Annotated in this window: 17 protein-coding genes; 1 reads left to right on the plus strand and 16 read right to left on the minus strand. The window is 75.0% G+C overall.

Annotated features, from left to right (window positions below; translation table 11 throughout):
* Positions 1 to 21: 21 nt before the first annotated feature.
* The 6 genes from IEZ04_RS34740 to IEZ04_RS11185 form a co-directional block, all read right to left on the minus strand.
* On the minus strand, positions 22 to 1173 hold the full coding sequence (locus IEZ04_RS34740; RefSeq protein ID WP_229820950.1) for a tryptophan dimethylallyltransferase family protein: 1152 nt from the start codon (positions 1171 to 1173) through the stop codon (positions 22 to 24).
* Between the two features lie 383 nt (positions 1174 to 1556).
* A complete protein-coding gene (locus tag IEZ04_RS11165) occupies positions 1557 to 2900 on the minus strand; it encodes a cytochrome P450 (RefSeq protein WP_189216571.1) in 1344 nt (447 codons plus the stop codon).
* Complete coding sequence (locus IEZ04_RS11170; protein WP_189216572.1) at positions 2897 to 3502, minus strand: GTP-binding protein; 606 nt, start codon at positions 3500 to 3502, stop codon at positions 2897 to 2899. Before IEZ04_RS11170 ends, IEZ04_RS11165 begins: the two co-directional genes overlap by 4 nt.
* Positions 3477 to 3878: a DUF742 domain-containing protein gene (locus IEZ04_RS11175; protein ID WP_189216573.1), complete on the minus strand. Its 402-nt coding sequence runs from the start codon at positions 3876 to 3878 to the stop codon at positions 3477 to 3479. Before IEZ04_RS11175 ends, IEZ04_RS11170 begins: the two co-directional genes overlap by 26 nt.
* On the minus strand, positions 3875 to 4276 hold the full coding sequence (locus IEZ04_RS11180) for a roadblock/LC7 domain-containing protein (RefSeq protein ID WP_189216574.1): 402 nt from the start codon (positions 4274 to 4276) through the stop codon (positions 3875 to 3877). The genes IEZ04_RS11175 and IEZ04_RS11180 overlap by 4 nt, the downstream gene beginning before the upstream one ends.
* A complete protein-coding gene (locus tag IEZ04_RS11185; RefSeq protein WP_189216575.1) occupies positions 4273 to 5469 on the minus strand; it encodes an ATP-binding protein in 1197 nt (398 codons plus the stop codon). Before IEZ04_RS11185 ends, IEZ04_RS11180 begins: the two co-directional genes overlap by 4 nt.
* 434 nt (positions 5470 to 5903) lie before the next feature.
* Between IEZ04_RS11185 and IEZ04_RS11190 the strand changes: the two genes are divergently transcribed.
* Complete coding sequence (locus IEZ04_RS11190; RefSeq protein WP_229820951.1) at positions 5904 to 6776, plus strand: hypothetical protein; 873 nt, start codon at positions 5904 to 5906, stop codon at positions 6774 to 6776.
* Positions 6777 to 7068: 292 nt separating this feature from the next.
* Here the strand turns inward: IEZ04_RS11190 and IEZ04_RS11195 are convergent, their stop codons facing one another.
* The 10 genes from IEZ04_RS11195 to IEZ04_RS35590 form a co-directional block, all read right to left on the minus strand.
* Positions 7069 to 7455: a VOC family protein gene (locus tag IEZ04_RS11195; RefSeq protein WP_189216576.1), complete on the minus strand. Its 387-nt coding sequence runs from the start codon at positions 7453 to 7455 to the stop codon at positions 7069 to 7071.
* Between the two features lie 692 nt (positions 7456 to 8147).
* Positions 8148 to 9446, minus strand: a complete 1299-nt coding sequence (locus IEZ04_RS11200; RefSeq protein ID WP_189216577.1) for a zinc ribbon domain-containing protein — start codon at positions 9444 to 9446, stop codon at positions 8148 to 8150.
* Between the two features lie 4 nt (positions 9447 to 9450).
* Positions 9451 to 10011 (minus strand): phage tail protein, encoded by a 561-nt coding sequence (locus IEZ04_RS11205; protein WP_189216578.1) that lies wholly within the window; start codon positions 10009 to 10011, stop codon positions 9451 to 9453.
* Positions 10008 to 11969 carry a putative baseplate assembly protein gene (locus tag IEZ04_RS11210; RefSeq protein ID WP_189216579.1) on the minus strand — a complete coding sequence of 654 codons (1962 nt, stop codon included), beginning with the start codon at positions 11967 to 11969 and terminating at the stop codon, positions 10008 to 10010. Before IEZ04_RS11210 ends, IEZ04_RS11205 begins: the two co-directional genes overlap by 4 nt.
* Entirely contained in the window at positions 11969 to 12424 is a 456-nt protein-coding gene (locus tag IEZ04_RS11215) for a GPW/gp25 family protein (RefSeq protein ID WP_189216580.1), read from the minus strand. The genes IEZ04_RS11210 and IEZ04_RS11215 overlap by 1 nt, the downstream gene beginning before the upstream one ends.
* On the minus strand, positions 12424 to 12741 hold the full coding sequence (locus tag IEZ04_RS11220; RefSeq protein ID WP_189216581.1) for a PAAR domain-containing protein: 318 nt from the start codon (positions 12739 to 12741) through the stop codon (positions 12424 to 12426). The genes IEZ04_RS11215 and IEZ04_RS11220 overlap by 1 nt, the downstream gene beginning before the upstream one ends.
* A 71-nt stretch (positions 12742 to 12812) precedes the next feature.
* Positions 12813 to 14639 carry a VgrG-related protein gene (locus IEZ04_RS11225; RefSeq protein ID WP_189216582.1) on the minus strand — a complete coding sequence of 609 codons (1827 nt, stop codon included), beginning with the start codon at positions 14637 to 14639 and terminating at the stop codon, positions 12813 to 12815.
* Positions 14636 to 15358 (minus strand): CIS tube protein, encoded by a 723-nt coding sequence (locus tag IEZ04_RS11230; protein ID WP_189216583.1) that lies wholly within the window; start codon positions 15356 to 15358, stop codon positions 14636 to 14638. The genes IEZ04_RS11225 and IEZ04_RS11230 overlap by 4 nt, the downstream gene beginning before the upstream one ends.
* A gap of 113 nt (positions 15359 to 15471) precedes the next feature.
* Complete coding sequence (locus IEZ04_RS11235) at positions 15472 to 15897, minus strand: phage tail protein (RefSeq protein WP_189216584.1); 426 nt, start codon at positions 15895 to 15897, stop codon at positions 15472 to 15474.
* An 81-nt stretch (positions 15898 to 15978) separates the two neighbouring features.
* The gene (locus IEZ04_RS35590; RefSeq protein WP_189216585.1) at positions 15979 to 19221 is read right to left on the minus strand and encodes a hypothetical protein; all 3243 of its coding nucleotides are present in this window, start codon (positions 19219 to 19221) and stop codon (positions 15979 to 15981) included.

A 19221-nucleotide genomic window follows, 5' to 3' on the forward strand; every position in this document is an offset into this window, starting at 1 on the left:
TGGTGGTGCGGTGTCCCCGGATCAGGCCCGGCCGGCTCCGGCGCGCTGGGGGAGGGACAGCGGCGGGCGGACCGCGTACGCCTCGGAGGAGAGGTAGGCGGTGATGCGGGGCTGCCGGTTCCGCTGGTGCGCGAGCGCCAGGTAGGCGATCAGGCCGACGCCCTCGTCGAGCCCGCGCGGGGTGAGCGCGGTCAGGGCGCGGCTGAGGACCGAGGCGTCCATGCCGAAGTGGGTCAGCAGGGCCGTCGCCCGGGCGAGGGCCTCCTCGTCGTCGCGGACGTAGTCCCGGACGGGGATGTGCAGGGTGAAGCCGCTCGGCGCGCCGGTCCCGCTGTCCGTGAAGGCGTGGCAGCTGAGCGCCGGACGGCGCAGCAGCCGAGTCTCCTCCTCGGCTCCCGGCCCGAGCGGCGGGGCCGTTCCGGCGGCCAGGTGGAAGAAGGTCTCGACCTGGTCCGCCGCCAGGCCGGGCACCGTACGGCTCATCGCGCGGGCGTCGGCGGCGGACAGGCGGGGGTGGGTGACGTACACCTTGACGCGCGGCGTCGTCCAGCTGCCCAGGTCGAGGGCGAGGAAGGGGTGGCCGGCCCCGTCGGGGAGCGCCGCGTACGCGTCGCGGTGCCCGAGCCGTCGCAGGGCCTCCCGCACGGTCCGGGAGCAGTGCCCGGCGCCGCCGGCGGAGGGGTTGAGATAGACCTTGACCCCGGGTACGCCGCCGGGGCGCAGCTCCAGCGCGTACCAGAGCGCGAGCGGTCCCTCGGCGGCGGCCGGGAAGAAGAGGTCCTCCAGCGCGTCGAGCTGGGCGGTGGAGAAGTCCCACCGGCCGGCCATGTCACGGATGACCGACAGGCCGACGCGTCCGCTGCCGTCCATGTCGGCCGCGGCGAACCCGGGTTCGACCAGCATCCGCAGGACGGGGGCGGCGTCCGGGGTGAGGGCGAGGGAGAACTCGACCGGGGTGTGGTCGTCGGAGATGAAGCTGGGCGAGAGCGGGGGGAGCGACAACGGCCGCAGCGCGGTGTCGCCCAGGGAGTCCAGGAGGACCTGCCCGTACGTGGCCGTGTCCGCGTCCGCCAGCCCGGCGACGGCGCACAGGCGCAGCAGCTGGCCGAGCACGTGGTCGCCGAGCGTCGTTCCGCCGGGTTCCGCGGCCGGTGCGCCGGTCGTCGATGTCACGCTCACCGCACCTCCCGGTGCCGGTGTGCGGCGCGCGTCGGGAGTAACCCGGCGGGTGCCGCCCCGGTGGGCGAGGGCGGCGGGGGCGCAAAAAGATACCCGCCGGGGGAGGCGGGTATCCGGCCGTGTGCTGCGGCGCGTCCGGTGCCCGCGCCTGCGCGCGTCGTTCCCGGCCCGGGGCGCCCGAGAGGCGACGGCCGCCGGGGCGACCGGTCCGCGGGACGGCGAGCGGGTATGTCAGTGGGCTGCAATGCCCCTCCTTCAACGTGTGACAACCCAGAGGGTCCGCGCAGTCCTACCCCGGCGGAAAAACGTTCATGCAACGTGCAACGACCTCATGTGTCTCCTGCGTCACATCGCGTGGCGATCACGGAGGAGACCATTCACCCCTGCAGCCAGGACAGGAAGGCGCTCCAGCGGCCGGGACGCTTGCCCTTGCCCCGGTCGTCGGTGCCGGTCACCGAGGGCTGGGGCGCCTCCGGCGTCTCGGGCGACTCCTGGGTCTCGGGCCGCACGGGGACGCGCGGCGTGACGGGACCGAACCGGACGGGCAGCTGTGCCAGCGCCCGGTTGAAGGGGCCGGGACGCCAGGCCAGACTGTCCGCGGGGACCGAGAGCTCCACGTCGGGCAGCTCGTTGAGCAGGTGCTCGATGGCGGCCAGGGTGATGAGCCGGGCGGGCTCCTTGGAGGGGCACCCGTGCGGTCCCGCGCTCCAGGCGAGATGACCCCGGGTGCTGCCGGCCTGGTCCGCGAGGGCGGCGTTGGCGGCGGCGAAGCTCACCAGCACCAGCTCACCGGCCCGCACCTGGTGACCGGCCACGTCCGTGTCCACGGCCGGGTAGTGGGGGGCGTAGTTGGCCATGGGCGGGTTGCGCCACAGGGTCTCGTCGAGGGCCTCGTCGAGCAGTCCGCTGCTCGCGAATCGCTCGTCGGTGAGCACCTGGTGCAGGGTGTTGCCGATGAGACCGCGCAGCGGCTCGGCACCGGAGCCGAGCAGCAGCACCAGCTGGTGGGCCATCTCCATGTCGTTCAGCTGGGCCGAGTGCTCCATCAGCCAGGAGGTGACGTCCTCGCCCGGCTTGGCCCGCTTCAGGGCCACCAGCTCGGTGACGGCCTGGAAGAGCACCTGGTTGGCCTGCTCGGCGTTGACACCGTCGAACATGCCGGCGATGCCGAACATCACCCGGTCACCGATCTCCGGCGGGCAGCCGAAGAGCTCGTTGAACACGAACAGGGGCAGCGGCTTGGCGTAGTCGTTGAGCAGGTCGGCCGAACCACGGGCGCTGAACTGGGCGATGAGGTACTGGGAGACCCGCTCGACGATCTGGCTCAGCCTCAGGTCGCTGACGCGCGCGAAGCTGTCGGTGACGGCCTGGCGCAGCCGCAGGTGCTCGGCGCCGTCGGTGAACATGCAGTTGGGCCGGGGGACGAGCAGGGGCAGGACCGGGCTGTCCGGGGGGATCTCCCCGTCGTTGAGGGCCTGCCAGTGGTGCGAGTCCTTACGGAAGACCGCCGGGTTCTGCAGCAGGTCGAGCGCGGCGCCGTAGTCCGTGACGAGGGTCGCCTCCACACCGGGGGAGAGCTCCACGGACGAGGCGGGCCCGTGGTGGCGCATGTACGCGTAGAACGCCTGCGGGTCGGCGGCGAACTGCGCCGTGTGCAGGGGGATCGGCCGGCCGCTGTCGTGCGCGGGGCAGCCGGGCGGCGGGACGGGGGTGGTGGTCATGCGTGCTCCAGAGCGGCGCGTTGCTGTAGGTAGCGAACAAGCGTGATCAGGGCGTCCGTGGACGATCGTTCATCCCGTGCGTCCATGACGACGACCGGGGTCTCGGGGAGCAGGTCGAGCGCCTCGCGCACCGCCGCCTCCGTACGCGACGGGGTGCCGTCGAAGTGGTTGATGCCGATGGCGTAGGCGAGCCCGTGCTCCTCGACCAGGTCCATGACGGCGAAGGAGTCCGACAGCCGCTCGGGGTCCACCAGGACCAGCGCGCCGAGGGCGCCGCGGGCCATGTCCTCCCAGAGGTTGACGAACCGTTCCTGCCCCGGGGTGCCGAACAGGTAGAGCACCACGCGGTCGCTGAGCGTCAGGCGGCCGAAGTCCAGGGCGACCGTGGTGGTGGTCTTGCCCCGTACCCCCTTGAGGTCGTCCACGGTCTCGGAGACGCGGGTCATGCTCTCCTCGGTGGAGAGCGGGGTGATCTCGGAGAGCGTGCCGATGAACGTGGTCTTGCCGACCGCGAAGTGCCCGACGACCAGGATCTTGACCGCCGTCTGCTCCGCGCCGGACCGCACGTAGGCGTGATCATCCAAGGCGGGCCTGGAGACCATTCAGCACCTCCTGAAGAAGCTCTTTGTCGACCAGGCGCGCCTGGGGCACCGGTGCACGGGTGACCAGGTAGCCGCCTTCGGTGAGGGAACTGAGAAGCACCTTGAGCACACCCAGGGGGAGCTGGGTGTGCCCGGCGATCTCGGCGACGGAGAGGTAGCCGCCGGAGCACATCTCCAGCAGCTGTTGCTCCTCGGGCGAGAGCCGGTTGGGGCGCTGCCGCTGGTCGGCGGCGGTCGTGACCAGGGTGATGAGCGAGAACTGGTGCTCGGCGGGCAGCTCCCGTCCGCCGGTGATGACGTAGGGCCGGACTAAGTCGGCCGCTTCCAGTTCGGCGTCGGTCTCGGAGTCGTGCTCCGGGAGGCTGTGGTCGGTCATGGGCGGTGGCCGATGCCGTCGCGGGGTGCCGTCGCCAGTTCCTTGCCCAGCTGGCCGACGAGCTGCTGCATGCGGAAGGTGATGTCGGCCATGTCGACCTCGAGGGTCGCCGCGACCGCGAGGTAGGCGCCCGTTCCCGCGGAGATCAGGAAGACCCAGCCGCCGTCGAACTCGACCAGGGTCTGCCGCCACTGCAGGGTGTCGTCGTCGCAGAAGAAGCCGAGGGAGCGGCTGAGGGACTGCACTCCGCTCATGGCGGCCGCGACCTTGTCGGCCGAGTCCCGGTCGAGCTCGGCCGTGCGGGAGATCGGCAGGCCGTCGGCGGAGACCAGGACCGCGTGCAGGGCCCCGGGAATCTCCAGGGCGCTGTTGAGCATCCAGGACAGATCGGTACTCACGGGGCGTCAGGTCCTTTGCGTACGTCGGCGGGGCTCGGCGGGCGCTCGGTGTCCGGCAGGGTGGTCCGGCCGTGCTCGGTGCCCCGCTGGAAGGCACCCAGGATCGAGGCCGTCTCCCTGCTCGACCGAGCCGGAGTGCGTGCGGGGGTGTCGGTGCTCGGCACGACGGACATGGCCCGTCTGCGCCGGCGCTTGGGCAGCCCGTCGGCCGTGGTCGCCGCGGTGCCCGGCTCGCTCCCGTACGATCCGGTCTCCGGCTGCGGGGCGGCGGCGGGCCTCTTCGGCTCCGGCATGCTGGTGAGCAGTTCCTCCGGGAGGAGCACCACCGCGCGGACGCCTCCGTAGGGGGAGGCGGTGTCGACCGTCACCTTGAAGCCGTAGCGGGCGCACAGGGCGCCGATCACCGCGAAGCCGAACTGGGGCGGGTTGCCGAGCTCACTGACGCTGGCCGCACGCGCGCCCGACAGGAGGGCGGAGGCGTGGGTCTTCTCCTCCTCGTTCATGCCGACACCCGCGTCGTCGATCACCACGCAGATGCCGCTCGGCACCGTGCGTACGTTGATCTCGACCACGGTCTCCGGCGCCGAGTAGCTCGTGGCGTTGTCGAGCAGTTCGGCGACCGCCAGCGCGACCGGCTCGACCGCCCGGCTGGTCACGGCGAAGTCGACCTGGGAGAGGATCTCGACCCGCGAGAAGTGGCGGATCCTGCCCTGGGCGCTGCGGATCACGTCGTAGACCGAGGCGGGGTCCCGCTGCCTGCCCAGCCAGCCCTGGCAGAGGACGGCGATGGACTGCGCGCGCCTGCCGAACTGGCTGTTCATGTGGTCGATGTCCAGCAGGTCCCGCAGGACCGCCGAGTCGCCGTACTTCTGCTGCAGCTGCGAGATCGCCTTCTGCTGCTCCGCCGCGAGACCCTGCAGCGTCCGCATGGCGGACTTCAGCACGGTCTTGGTGGCGTTCTCCGCCTCCTCCTTGGCCTGCCGGACGACCTCGTCGTAACCGCTGCGCAGCTCGGCGAGGCCCGCGGCGAGCTCGGCGTTCTGGCCCTCCAGCTCGGCGTGCGAGGACTCGAGCCTCTGCTTGTCCAGGCGTAACGTTCTGAGTGTCTTGCGCTGGCGCACAACGATCGTGGCCGCAGCAGGGACACCGGCGGCGAGCGCCCAGAGTGCCGGATCCTGCAAGTAGTTCGACATATGACTCTCTTTGAGTGACTGGAGTCCAGTGACTGGAACCTGTCCGTGCGGACCCTCGATGGCGGTCGCGGTCGCCGCCCGGATCACCCTTGCCGCAGGCGTCACTCGAAGGGAACATCTGATCGGCAAGTGCCGTGATCATATCACTCGGATGTGGTAACGCTCCGTCAACCACCCTGCATATGGGACGGTTTGGTGGAGGTATGCGTATGGATCCACGGTGAGAACGTGATCGCTTCCTGAGGGTGGCCGGGTGGTGGGGAACCGCTGCGGAACGTGGGCTTCCGGGCGGACCGGTGCGGAGTGCCGACGTACCGCTTCGGCGCGACACGGTGAGGCGCGCGCCGGGCGCGCGCTGCGCGCTTCGCTTCCCGGCCGGTGAGCGCGACGATTGCGCCTCGTCGGCCGGACGGGAGCGGCCACCATCGACCGCGATGACTCCCATGCCTTCCCTGGGGGCGTTGCCGCTGGTACGCCCCGACACGTTCACCCCGGACACCTGTACGCGCGGGCCGGCCGACTGGAACCCGATCGCGTCCGCCGGCGCCATGAGCGCCTTCTGCGGCGTGTTCGCGGGTTTCGTCTTCGCCGGCATCGTGGTGGTGATCGGCCAGAAGAACCCGCCCGGCGGTGACGGGCACGCCTCACGGGGACTGCGGCTGCTGCTCCCCTCCTTCTTCGGGCTGGCCACCGCCTCGTACCTGTACGCGCTGGTGGCGGGCGAGATGGTGTGCCTGCGCTCCTGGACCGGCCAACTGCTGTCCGGGGCGATCCTGGCCGCGGACGCCGTGGTGGTGATCGCCGCGCTGGCCTGGCTGCTGCCCGCCTACCAGCGCGCCGGACACCACGAGATCCGCTTCTTCCGTCAGCTGGTGCACTTCACCGCGCAGTTCTCCGCCCTGATGGTGACCGTGGCCTCGCTCGGCTTCAACAACGCGATGCTGCGGCGGCAGGCCGCTCCCTGGTCGGACGCCCTGATGTGGGGCAGCGGTGTGGCCGTGATGGCCACCCTGACGTGCTGCTGGCTCCGTCCGCCGCCGCCGTATCCGCCGACCGGCCCGCGTCCGGCGCCGCCTCCCGCCCGCTGGCGCGACGAGACGGTGCTCGACCGCCGGGTCGGCCACTGCGCCTGGACGACGCTGGCGGTCAGCGGGGCGCTGGCGGTGGGCGCCGGCGTGCTGGGCGGCGTCCCGCACGAACACTGGGCCCGGATGCCCCGCTGGCTGGTCTACGGCCTGGGCGAAGCCTGCCTGCTGCTGCCCGGCGCCGTCCTGGCCACCGCGCTGCGCGCCCTGCCCAGACCCTGATCCGCTGCCGGGGTGGTGGCGCTGCCGGGCTCCCGAGTCCGGTCCGCGCGCAGCCGGGCCGTCGCCGGTGATCCGGAGGCCGTCGGTGAAGCCGTGCGGAACAGGGAGGGCGGCACCGTGTGCACCCAACGCCTGTGCCACCGTCGACAACGGTGTGAAACGGGCGTGTGCGGGGTGGGGCCCCAGGCGAGGACGTGCACCACGGGTCCGGCCTTCGCCAGGGCCTCGCCGAGCTGCGGCGGGTGTCCCGTCGGCAGACCGTGTCCGGCGGCCCTCCGCCGTGGGCGGGGGCCTACCCGCCGTGCACGATCTGGACCAGGTTGCCGCAGGTGTCGTCCAGGACCGCGGTGGTGACCCCGCCCGCCTCCGCAGGCTCCTGGGTGAAGCGCACCCCGAGTCCGCGCAGCCGGTCGAACTCCGCCCGCACGTCGTCCACGGCGAAGGACACGGCCGGGATGCCGTCCTTGACCAGGGCGGTTCTGTAGGGCTGCACCGCGGGGTGACCGGACGGCTCGAGCAGCAGTTCCGTCCCGTCGGGGTCCTCCGGCGAGACCACGGTCAGCCACCGGTCGGCGCCCGCCGGGACGTCGTGCTTCGTCACGAACCCCAGCACGTCCGTGTAGAAGCGCAGGGCCGTCTCCTGGTCGTCGACGAAGACGCTGGTCAGGTGAATCCTCATGAGGTGTACTCCGGTGCGTCGGGCCCGAGCCGTCGGGTCACGACGAGCTCGGGCGGTTCGGTGTTCGGTGTCCGGTGTTCGAGTCGTGATGCCCGTGTCGGCTCCGGCGTCGCGTGAGCACCGGACCCGCCGAGCACACTACGGCCCGGCACTGACAGCCGCCCGCTTCCGCACCGTGGGCGCGGACGGTCCCGCCGGGCACCGCGCACCGCCGCTGGCGCTCGCGCCGGCCGAGGGGCGCTGCACGTCCCGCGGGACCGGGGGCCGGCCGTCCCCGGTGACGTCGCGGTCGTCGGCTTCGACGACGCGCCGTCGGCCCGGTGACAGGCGGCGACGGCGGGCGCGAGGGCCTCGTGGTACGTCAGCCCGGCCGACCTCAGGGCCTCGCGGTGGCCCGTCGGACGGAACCGCCCGGGTCGCCGCGTGCGGCACCGTCTGACGGCCGATCACCCCCGTCCGGCGCCGGCCGCGTGCGAGCGGACGAGCGGTCGCCTCCCGGGCGCGGGACGAGCGGGCTGAGGACGTGAGCAGCAGGACCCCGCCGCGGCCGGTGCGCAGCCGGCGGGACCTGGCGTCGGGCCGGTACCCGAGGTCCGGGACCGCACGCGGAACGCGTTCGCGGGCGGCGCCGGAGAGCCGCCCCGCACGCACCGTCCCACGGTACGGCGGCGCCGGGAGGGGCCCCACGCCGGTCAGCCCCGCTGGAAGAACTCCACCTCCCCCAGAGCAAGATGACGGCCCGCGGTCAGGTCCACGGGCTCGCGCAGGACCAGGCGTACCGTCGTCACGTCGCTGATCCCGGCCCGGATCGGCTGGCCGCCCGGTCTGTCGCCGAGGGTGAGCTCCTCGTGGTGCACCGTGCCGTCCTCCGACGTCACCTCCAGGTCCATACGCGTCGCGCGTGCCTGGCGGGCGTAGTCCTCCGGTGACGTGGACGCGCCGTTGGTGATGATCAGGTCGACCAGCCGGAACGGCTCGCGGAAGACGTAGGTCACCGAGGCGCCCGGCGCGGGCGCGCCCCAGTAGCGGTTGGTCCGCCCGTCCGTGGTGTTCGTCGCCGGGTGCCCGGGCACCTCGTCGCTCGCCCGGATGTCCACCGGGGTCACGGGCTTCGGGTCGCCGCTCACCTTGTCCAGGGTGTCCTCGTACAGGGCGCGTCCGGCGGGCAGCAGCAGGTAACCGCCCACGCCCAGGGCCACCACCACGGCCAGGATCACCAGGAGCCGTACCGCCCGGCCCGAACCCGCCCGCACCCGGCGGCGGAACGGCCACACCGTCCGCCACCACGGCAGCGGAGCGGGCTTCGCGGCGGGGATCAGCTCCGCCGCGCAGCGCCGGCAGAACCGGCGGCCCGGCGTGTTCGGTGTGCCGCACACGGGGCAGGGCGCCCCCGCCACCTCGTCCGGCGCCGCCGTGGGGCGTACGACGGGCCGTGGGGCCACCGGCTTCGCGGGGCGCACCGGCATGACGGGGCCGGCTGTTCCGGCGGCCGGGGGCCGGGGGCCCGGTACGTCCCGGGAGGGCGGCGGTGCGGCCGGGGGCCGGGCGGGGCGGGCTGCCGGCGTGGACCCGGTGGGCGCGGCAGCGGACTTCTCCGGTGCCGGGGCGGAGGAAGCGGTGCTGTCGGAGCCGGCCCGGGGCGGGTCGGCCGCGGGCCTCTCCCGGCCGCCGGGAGCCTCGTCGGCGCCGGGACGCGGGCCCGCCGCGGCCGGCGGGGTGTCCGCCGTCCCCGCCGCGCCGCGGTCACGGCCCGCCGGCCGGGTGCGCGGCGACGAGGTACGGGACGGCGCGGCGGGCGCGGGCTCGTCCGGCGGGGGCGGCGCCGGTGCCGGATCGGGGCCGGGCCCGGGGGCGGGGTCCGGGGCGGGCGGGCGCCCCTGCCGTCCGTTCCGGCCCGGCGCGCTGTCCGACCAGCCCAGGTACGTGCCGCAGTTGCCGCAGAAGTCGTCGTCCGGGGCGTTGGACGCCCCGCACGCGGGACACGCGCGCACGACGTCACCTCCCTTCGTCGGCGGGCGGGCCGGGCAGGATCTCCACCCGGCATACGGTGTGCACCGGGCACATGGCCCGGACGATCTCGCGGACCCGGTCCGGGGCCGGCCGGCCCTCGGCGACCGGCCACACCCGGACCAGCGTCTCCGCGGACCTCGGCGGCAGCTCGGCGCCGGCGGTGCCCGACCACACGGCGCCGCCGTGCCCGGTCACCTCGGCGTGCACGCCGAGCGCGAGCCGCAGGGCCTCGACCAGGCCGCGTGCGGTGCCCCGCCACCGGTGCAGCTCGACCGCCCGGGCGACCGCCTCGCGGCGTATCTCCACGGGCCACCGCGGGTCGTCGCCGGCGCCCACCCAGGACGCCAGCCAGGCCAGGAAGTCCGCCGGGGCCACCCGGGGGTCGAGGTAGGCGGGCAGGTTGTCGAGGGTCGCGAAGACCGGTGCGAGCACCGTGTCGAGACCGGCGGTGAACCGCTGCGCGAGGTCGTCGTCGGCGTACAGGGCGGGCAGCTGCCCGCCGATCGGGTGCCTGCTCGGCAGTCCGGGCACGGCGGCGCGGCTCACTCCCGTCCCCCCTCCGGCTCGACGGCCGAGACCACCACCTGGTGCTGGTGGGAGAAGACCAGCGCGCCCGCGGCCACGTCGACGCGGTCCGCCGGCGCCCCCCGCCGCCCGGTGATCGGGTCGGCGGGGAACAGCCGGACGTCCTCCACCAGCGCGTTGCCGGTGGCGCGCTGCAGCACGCCGAAGACCTCCCCGTACTGCACCGGCCGTCCGAACGGCCAGCCCGTGCCGTCGGGGCCGCCGCGCAGCGGGTCGAGGTACCCGAACAGCGCGTCGAGCGCCGCGTCGCGCACCCGGTCGGTGTCGCCCCGCGCCGCCGCGAGCCGGGCCACCACGGTGACCCCCTGGTAGACCGGCGGCTCCACCACCAGCCGGGTGCCGATCAGTCGCCGTTCGTCGAGGCTCGCGGTGATCGCCCGGAGCACCTGCCCGGACGGGATCAGCTGCTCGAAGCGGAGCCGGTCGCCGTCGTCGGGGATCGCGTCCGGCACCACCAGGACCCGTACCGCGCCCGCGTCGTCACCGGCGGGCAGACAGCGCACCCGGCGCACCGAGGGCGCCGCCTGACGGCTGATGATCTCGTAGTCCTCGGCGGTCACCGCGCGTTCCTGCATCCGCAGCGCGTCCGGCGCCCGCAGCTTGGCGTTGGCGACGGTCTCCCCGGCGACACCGCCGCGCGCCGCCTCCCGGTTGACCACCCGCGCCACGTACGGGACGGAGCTGCGCAGCACGGAGATCGCGCCGCGGGCGACGTTGCCCGCCGGGCCGCCGCCGGTGCGGTAGCGGACCACCCGCACCTGGGCGCCCTTGGGCGGCACGGCGCCGCACTGACGCAGCGAGCCGTCCGGTTCCCGCAGCACCGGCGGGAAGGCGAACTCGCCGGTGGTGGCGTCCACCCGGACGTGCCGGTCGTCGGGCGCGGACCGGCCGAAGTGCTCCACCACCTCCCAGCGCTGCCACCCCTCGGCCGAGGACACCTCCACCACGGGGGGCTCGCCGTCGAGCAGGACCGGCGGGCGGCCGAGCCGGAACGTCTGCCCCGCGACCCCCTCCGAGGTGCCGAGCGGCACGTCGGTCACGGTCTCGGCGTGCTCCACCGCCATGGTGCCGCCCACCGTGAACACCGCGGCCTCCCGCACCGTCGGGGACTCCGAGTAGAAGGGCTGGCCCGGCTCCGCCTCGGTGACGCGGCAGCGCAGCCAGCCGGCCCGGGTACCGCCGATCACCGACGCCGTGTGCCCGGCCGGCACGTGCACGATGACCTCACCGGGCCGGTTCAGCCCGCCGGTGGTGTCCGTACCGGTCTCGCACAGCTGCCAGCCGCCGCCGTCCCACGCCTCCCACGCGAGCGGTGGCTGGCGCGGGTCCACGCCGACGCCCTCCACCCGGCTGTCCAGGCGCACCGCGACGATGCAGCGCGGCACCGCCGTCGGCAGGCCGAACAGCAGCGCGTCACCCGGCTGCGGAGCCGCCTGGAAACACGGTATGTCGCGGCCCTCGGCGAGCATCCCGGTCCGGTCGGTCTGCGCCCCGCCCCGCGGAGCGGTCACCAGCCGCGTCAGTTCGCTGGGCAGGACGCGCAGTTCGTCGGTGGTCGTGAACACCACGGGCTCGTCGGTCTCGCCGCGCGCGGTGGTCACCTCGGTGCCCGCGGGCAGCACCACCGTGTCGGGCTGCGGCGCCGACAGCCAGAAGTCGACGTCGGCCGCGGCCGCGGCCGGCGGGAACAGGCGGATGCCCAGCAGGTCGAGGAAGGCGGTGTAGTTCTTGTCCGGCACCCGGTTCAGCCGGTACAGCAACTGGTCCACGAGGTAGGCGAACGTCTCGATGAGAGTGACGCCCGGGTCGGACACGTTGTGGTCGGTCCACTCCGGGGCGCGCTGCTGCACGTACCGCTTCGCCTCGTCGACGAGCTGCTGGAACCGCCGGTCGTCCAGGTTGGGGGAGGGCAGGGCCATCAGGCGGCACCCCCTTCGCCGGCCATCTCACCGGTCACCCCGCCGGTCACCTCGTCGGGGCCGTCGGAGGGGATCGTGTAGAAGGGGAAGACCAGGTTGCGCCGGTCGTTGGTGGACCGCACGGTGTAGTGCACGTCGATGTACAGGGTGCCGGCGTCGACGGTGTCGAAGGCGACCACCACGTTCTCCACCGCGATCCGCGGCTCCCACCGTTCGAGGGACTCGCGCACCTGCTGGGCGATCGCGCCGGCGGTGGCACCGTCGCCGGGGGCGAAGACGTAGTCGTGGATGCCGCAGCCGAAGTCGGGGCGCATGGGGCGCTCGCCGGGCGCGGTGCCGAGCACCAGACGGATCGCCTCCTCGATCTCCCGTTCCCGCTCGACCAGGGCGATCCCGCCGGTCGGCCCGACGCGCAGCGGGAACGCCCAGCCGCGGCCGATGAACCGCTCGCTCATCACACGCCCCCGATCAGGACGTTCGGGGCACCGGTCACGATCATCGCGCCGCACGCGGTCCTGTCACGGGCCCGCGCGGCCGGCAGCCCGCCGATGAGGACCTGGCCCCTGACGAGCGAGGTGGGATCGGGCACGATCACGTTGGCCGGCCCGAGCAGCGCGTGCGGCGGCATCGGGCAGGTGTGCAGGCTGCCCACCACGGCGGCGGGACGGCCGCCGATCAGCACGCGCGCCACCGCCTGGGCGGCACCGGGCGGCGGGGTGGCGACGACACCGCCGTGGCTGGTGGGGTCACCGGTACGGGCTGCGGCCGGCATGGGCTGCTCCTCTGGGAGGTCGGAAGGTCGTGGGGAGGGGGCGGCGGAGGTACGGCGAGTACGGGCGGGCCTCAGTTGATGTGCACCCACGCGGCCTTGAACACGCCCTTCATGCCGCCGTCGACGGTGACGTCCGTCGTGCCCCTGACGTTCACCGAGCGGCCGCCGACCCGTACCGAGGACGTGGCGTCGATGTCCACCTGCTGGCCCTTCACGGTCACGTTGCCCTGCCGCGCGTCCAGCGTGATCCCTTTCTGGTCGAGCAGGACGGAGGTGAGGGGGCGGCCTCGCCCGGCGTACACCGTCAGTTCGATCCGGTTCTGCCGGTCGTCCATGCGTACTTCGAGACGCTCGTCACCGGTCACGAGCCGCAGTCCGGAGGGACCGGGCGCCGCGGCGTCCAGCAGCTCCACCCGGTGCCCCGAACGTGACACGACGGAGCGCCGGTTGACCTTCCCGCTGGTGCGGTCGATCAGCGGGACGTCGTGGGGCGAGGGCCTGTCCACGCCGTTGTACAGCCCGCCGATGACGTACGGACGGTCCAGCAGGCCCTGTTCGAAGCCGACCAGGACCTCGTCGTTGACCTCCGGGCTCACCACGCCCCCGCCGCCCTTGCCGCCCCACTGCACGGTGCGCACCCAGTCCGTCGTGTAGGTGTCGTCCAGCCAGGGGAACTTCAGCCGCACCGCGCCGCGTTCGGCGCCGCCCGGCTCGTCCACGTGCGTCACCACGCCGATCGCCAGACCCGGCATGCGCGGACCACGGCTCGGCGCGTTGGCCCCGGTCACCAGTCCGGTCAGCGAGCGGTCCGGGCTGGCGCTCACCCACACCGTCGTCCGGTACCCGCCGTGCGGCTCCAGGACGTGCTGCACCGCCGTCGCCGTGTACCTGCCCGAGAACGCCCGCCCGACGTTGCCGAGCGCCACGGGCCTGCCCGCCCGCAGCAGCGGGTTGCCCTCGGCCACCGCCTCCAGATCGGCGAAGCCCGCACCGACCTGCGCGGCGGTCGCCTCGGCGACCGCGGTCGTCTCGGCCAGGGTGCGGTACGGGGTGTCGGTGACGGTCAGCTGCGAGGAGGTGCCGAACCGGGCGGCGAGCGCCGGGCTCAGGCCCGGCACCGCCGTGTCGCTCGCCACCGACGCGTGCCGGGACACCAGCGGCTGCTTCGTGGTGACGTCCCAGCCGCGCACCTCCACCCGGGACGCGCCGTCCGCGGCCGACAGCGCGGCCCGCAGCGCCAGCAGGTTCCGCCCGTACTCCAGCACCATCGGGTCGCGCACCGCCGAGGTCGACGGCGCGGGCGCGCCGGACGCCTTCTCCGCCCTGGTGAACTGCAGCAGTCCCTTGTCGTCCACACGCACCTGCGCGCCGCTCTCGGCGGCCAGGTACTGCAGGAACTCCCAGTCGGAGACGTTCGCCTGCGAGAGCTGCTGGTACGTGACCGGCGCGGCCTCCACGGTGCCGCAGGCCAGTCCGGCCCCGGCGGCCACCTTGCGGACGATCGCCGCCGCCGTCATGTTCCGGAACGCCTCCACCTTGCGGCCCCGCTGGAGGCGGTGCGCCTTGGAGTAGGCGCGCACCACCGTGAACGAGCCCGTACGGTCGCGGTCCACCTCCAGGGCCGTCACCTCACCGTTGAACAGCCGCTCGCGCGCCTGGCCCTTCACGGTCACCACCGACACCCGCAGCGGCGTGCCGATGGTGATGCCGGTCGCCTCCAGGAACTCGTGGTCGGGGTCACGGAAGGTGAGCACCGCCGCGTCGGGCAGACCCACGTTCTCGTCCACCACGCAGGACACCAGCTGGGCGGCCCAGACCGGCGGGAGCTCGGCGGGGGTCTCCACGATCGGGTCCGCCGCGAACGACCGGCCGCCCCGGGCCGCTTCGGACGTGCTCACCGCTCCTCCTCGCCCGCCGCGTCCCGCAGCCCCGGCACCACCAGTTCGGTGCCGGGCGCGAGCGCCATCGGGTCGTCGATGCCGTTCGCCTCCGCGATGGCCCGCCACGCCGTCGGGTCCCCGTACTCCCGCCAGGCCAGCAGGGCCAGACTGTCGCCCGCCACCACGGTGTGCGTACTGCGGGCGGTGCGGGCGCCGGACGTCGGGTTCTGGCCCGGCGGATCGACGCTCGCCTCCTCGATGGACAGCGCACAGGTCGCCCGCAGCGGCTTGCCGTCCACGTCGAACAGCGTGTACGACACCGACAGGCTCGACAGCACCCCGTCGAACGCGGTCGTCCGCGCGGTGCCCCACTCGAACCGCACCCACGGGCTGGCCGGCTTCTTGCGGCCCAGGCTGGCCGGGGTCGGCACACACGCCTTCATCAGCTTCTCCACCGCCTGCTCCACGGAGTTGTCGTGGGTGGCGGTGGCGTCCAGGAACACCTCGAGGCTCAGTGTGCGCGGGCCGCTGCCGACGAACTCGGGCAGCGCCGACTGCCCCGCCATCCGCGAGGGACTGCGGCGCCACTCGGTGGTCTTGTTCAGCTGCAGGGTGTTGGGGTTGAACTGCAGGTCGAGCCGCGCCACCGTCCCGCCGGGCTTCGCGCCGACCGAGGCGGGAGGCTCCTTCAGGGTCAGCTGGGCCCTGGCCCGACTGGAGCGGACCGCTGGGGACATGGCGGGACCTTCCTTTCCGAGGACGAGGACGAGGACGAGAACGGAGCGTGGAGAACGGAGCGTGGAGGACGGAGGACGGTGGGAGGGACGGAACCGGGCGGTGCGGGGGTGTGTCAGGAGGGGCGCAGTCCCTCGTGGGCGATCTCCAGGGTCTCCACCGCGGCCTGGGAGCTGCCGGGGTCGAAGGACGGGCCCTGCCAGCGCACGGGAACGATCCCGAACACCTGCCAGCTGATGATCCGGCTCAGGTCCGGTTTCAGCGCCACGATCTCGCCGTCCTTGGGTTCCACCTGCTTCAGCGTCTCGTCCAGCCAACGGGCGATCTTCGCCGTGTCGGCGGTGACCGGCCGGGTGAGCGTGATGTTCGACCAGGTCACACGCCCGGGGAGATTCCAGGTGAAACCGTTGTTGCCACCCTCGGCGTAGGTCTCCATCTCGACCTCGGCGCCCATGCCCGAGCAGGTGTGGAAGGCGCCCAGGTCGTTGCCGCCGATCGCGAGCCGGAAGAACACGCTGGTCGCGAAGATGCTGTCGGTCATTCGTCCGTCATCCGTTCCGTGCCCTCGTCCGCTTCGAGCCTTCGTCCGCTTCGAGCCTTCGTTTGTTCCGTGTACGTGTCCTCAGCGCCGTCCGTCGTGGGGGCGGCCCACGCGTTCCCTTCCGCGCCGCAGCTCGGCGCGGAGCAGCCGGGCCACCGGGTCGATCAGACGGCGCGCCAGGTCGTCCAGGTCCTGGCCGGCCCCGGGATCCTGCGGTGCCTCGCCGGGCGGGTGCGCCTGCGGGGGCGGGGCCGGGGCCCCGGCGGAGCCGGACGACGCGGAGGCCGACCGGGGCCGACCGCGCGCGGGTACCGCTCCGGCCGGTGTCTCCTTGGCCGGCGGACTCTCGGACGGGGCGGCACCGCCGGTGCCGGTGGTGTCCCGTTGCACCGTGGGCAGTGCCCGGCCGGTTCCGCCGCCCGTCGACGGTGGCGGGATGGCGGCGGCCGGGTGCGGCGCGAGGGGCGGCGCCGCCGGTCCCGCGAGCGCCGAACCCTGGGGCGCGGCCACCGGCAGGGGCCGCGCCGGTACGGGGGCGGTCGGAGCGGCTGCTCCGTACGTCCCGCCGGACGGCCCTGCGGGAGGTGCCCCGTAAGTGCCTCCGTGAGGCGGCGCGGGCCGGACGACCGGGACGCGCTGGACGGGGACGCGCTGGACCGGGACGCGCTGGACGGGACCGGGAAGGCCGGGTCCGGGGAGACCAGGGGAGCCGGAGGGCGCGGAAGCGGCGGGAAGCCCGGGGGAGCCGGAGGGCGCGGGAGTACCGGGAGAGCCGGAAGCCTCGGGCGGGTCGGGGGTGCCGGGCGAGCCGAGGACGGTGGGCGAGTCGGGGACGGTGGGCGAGTCGGGGGCGGTGGGTGCGTCGGCCCTCCGTACGCCGCCGCCCGGACGCTCCGGCCCGGGGCGGGTGGCCGTGGCCCGCTGCACCTGCGGCTTCGCCGGTTCGGCAGGCGGTCGGGGAGCGCCCTGGGACCCGGGCTGCGCGGCCGCCGCGCCGGGCCACCGCGCCGCCACCACGGGAGGGCCGTCCGAACGGGAGACGACGGGCGCCGTCGCCCCTTCCGGAGCACGGGTGTTGAGGGAGAGCGGGCGCGCGGCGAGCAGCGGCAGGACGCGGGGCGCCACCGGGACGGAGTGCGCTCCGGAGCGGGTCCCGGTGTCGGCGCGTGGTCCGGTCACGCCGGAGGGCCCGGCTTCCGAGGCCGAGGGACCTTCGGCGACGGCCCGCGCGACGACGACCGGGCCCGGTGCGCCGGACGCCGTACCGGGCTGCCGTGCGCCTCCTGCCGGGCTTGTTGTCCCCGTTGCGGCGGCGTCCCGCGCGGGGTGGTTCGGTGCTGTCCCCGGGGCGGGGGATACGGAGGAGGCGGGGGAGGCGGGGGAGGCGGGGAAGGCGGGGGCGGGTTCCGCGGTGTCCCCGGTGGGGGAGCGGTCGGCGAGGCTGCGCTGGACGGCGCCCGTTCCCAGCAGGGGTGCGTCCGCCCCGCGCTCTCGCGGCGTGTGGCGTGTGGGTTCCGTACGCGGTGCGGGCCCGGTCGGTGCCGGGGCGCGCCGGACGTCCGGTCCGGACGTCGTACGGGAGGCAGGAGCGGCGCCGGGCGCGGCGGAAGCTGGCAGGCCGGCGCTGGGCGGCAGTGCGGGGAGCGGGGCGCCCAGGCCACCGCGCGCGCGTGCCCCGGTGCCGCCGGTCCCCTCGGAGGACCGGCGCGGGGCGTCGGCCGGTGCGGCGGAGCCGCCCGGGGCGCCGCCGGGGTCTTCCGCCCGGCGCTGGACGACGGGCAACGCCGGACCGGGCGCGGGATGCGGTGCGGGGGCGCCCGAGGCCAACGGCGCGGCCGTGGGCGGCAGTCCGGTCAGCGGGGCGCCGAGGGGCGCGCGAGTATCCGTTCTCGGCGTGGCGGCGCGCTGCACCGGCGCGGTGGAGCCCGGCGCCGTCCCGGCGGGTGCCGTCCCGGCGGGTGCCGTCGTGGTGGGCGTGGGCGGCGCGGACGTGGTGGCGGGCCGCGTCGCGGGCGCACGGCGCACGGGCCCGGCCGGGCGCCGGGCGACGGTCAGCCGCGGCCCCACGGGGCGGACCCGGACGGCCGGACGAGGCGGCGCGTCGCCGCCGGAGGTGCGAGGCTCCGTCTCCGCCCGCGCGCCTTCCCGGGCGGGTGGCGAGCCGGTCGCCCCTGTCGGGGTGCGTTGGACGGCGGGTCCGCCCGGAGCGGGCCGGGGCGCGGGTGCGCGGAGGGCCGCGGCCGCCGCGCCCGGGATCACCGCGACACGTCGTACGAGCGGGATCTCCGGTACGGCGGGCCGGCGGCCGGAGGTGCCGCCGGTGTCGGTGCCGTCGATGTCGTCGGGGCTCACGACAGGGCCGTCGCCCCGCTGCACGGCGCGTTGGACCGGGGGAGCCGACGGGAGGAGCACGGTGGGGACATCCGCGGACACGAGGCCACGACGCGTACGGTGAGCACCGCCCCGGCGCGCGTCGCCCGTGGCGTCGCTGTCGGCGCGACGCGCCACCACGGGTACCGGCCCGGCTCCCGCGTCCGCCGCACCGGCACCGCCGCTACCGCCGCCACCGCGCGAGGGCCGTGCGGCGGAAGACCGCGAGCTGGACGGGGAAGAGCCCGGCGAAGCCGGGCGGGACGACGAGCCGGCCGGAGCCCCGCCGGACGCGGTCGACCCGGACGCGGCCGGCCCCGACGCGGCCGGCCCCGACGCGGCCGGCCCCGACGCGGCCGGCCCCGACGGCCGCGTCCCCGACTGCCTCCCGGACGACCCCGCATCCGTACGCGCCCGGCGCGCGCCCCGCAGTGCCGGAGCGTCGGCCGACGGCCGGTCCGCACCGCCCGGGTCCGCCTCGCCCCGCGGCTCGTCCGCTCCCTGCGGACGCAGTGCCCGGAGCAGCAGCGGACCCCCGCCGGTGTAGGTGGGCTGCGGGCCGGCCGGACGTGCGACGTCGCGGACCAGGCCGGTCGGGGCCGTGGGCAGCAGGGCGTGCCCGAGGCCGGTGCCGAACGACGGGTTCTGCCAGGCGGTCAGGCCCGCGCGGAAGGCAAGGCCGTCGCTGACGCCGAGCGGCGCGCGGGAGACGGTGAGCCGCGGCGCCGGGGTGTTGCGCCAGCCGCCGTCCCAGCCGCCGGGCACGGCGGAACCAGGGCCGCCCGGCACGGGAACCCCCGGACCGCCGGACGCGCTCCCCTCCGGCCCGTCCGGCCCGTCCGGGGCCCCGCCGGACGGACCGCCCGCTGTGGCGCCGACCCGTTCCGCACGCCGCGGACGGTCCGCGGCGTCCGGTCCGGCGGCCCGGCGGCGCAGCCAGTCCCGCCATGCCAT

The sequence above is a fragment of the Streptomyces ruber genome, from assembly GCF_014648075.1.
Taxonomy (GTDB): domain Bacteria; phylum Actinomycetota; class Actinomycetes; order Streptomycetales; family Streptomycetaceae; genus Streptomyces; species Streptomyces ruber.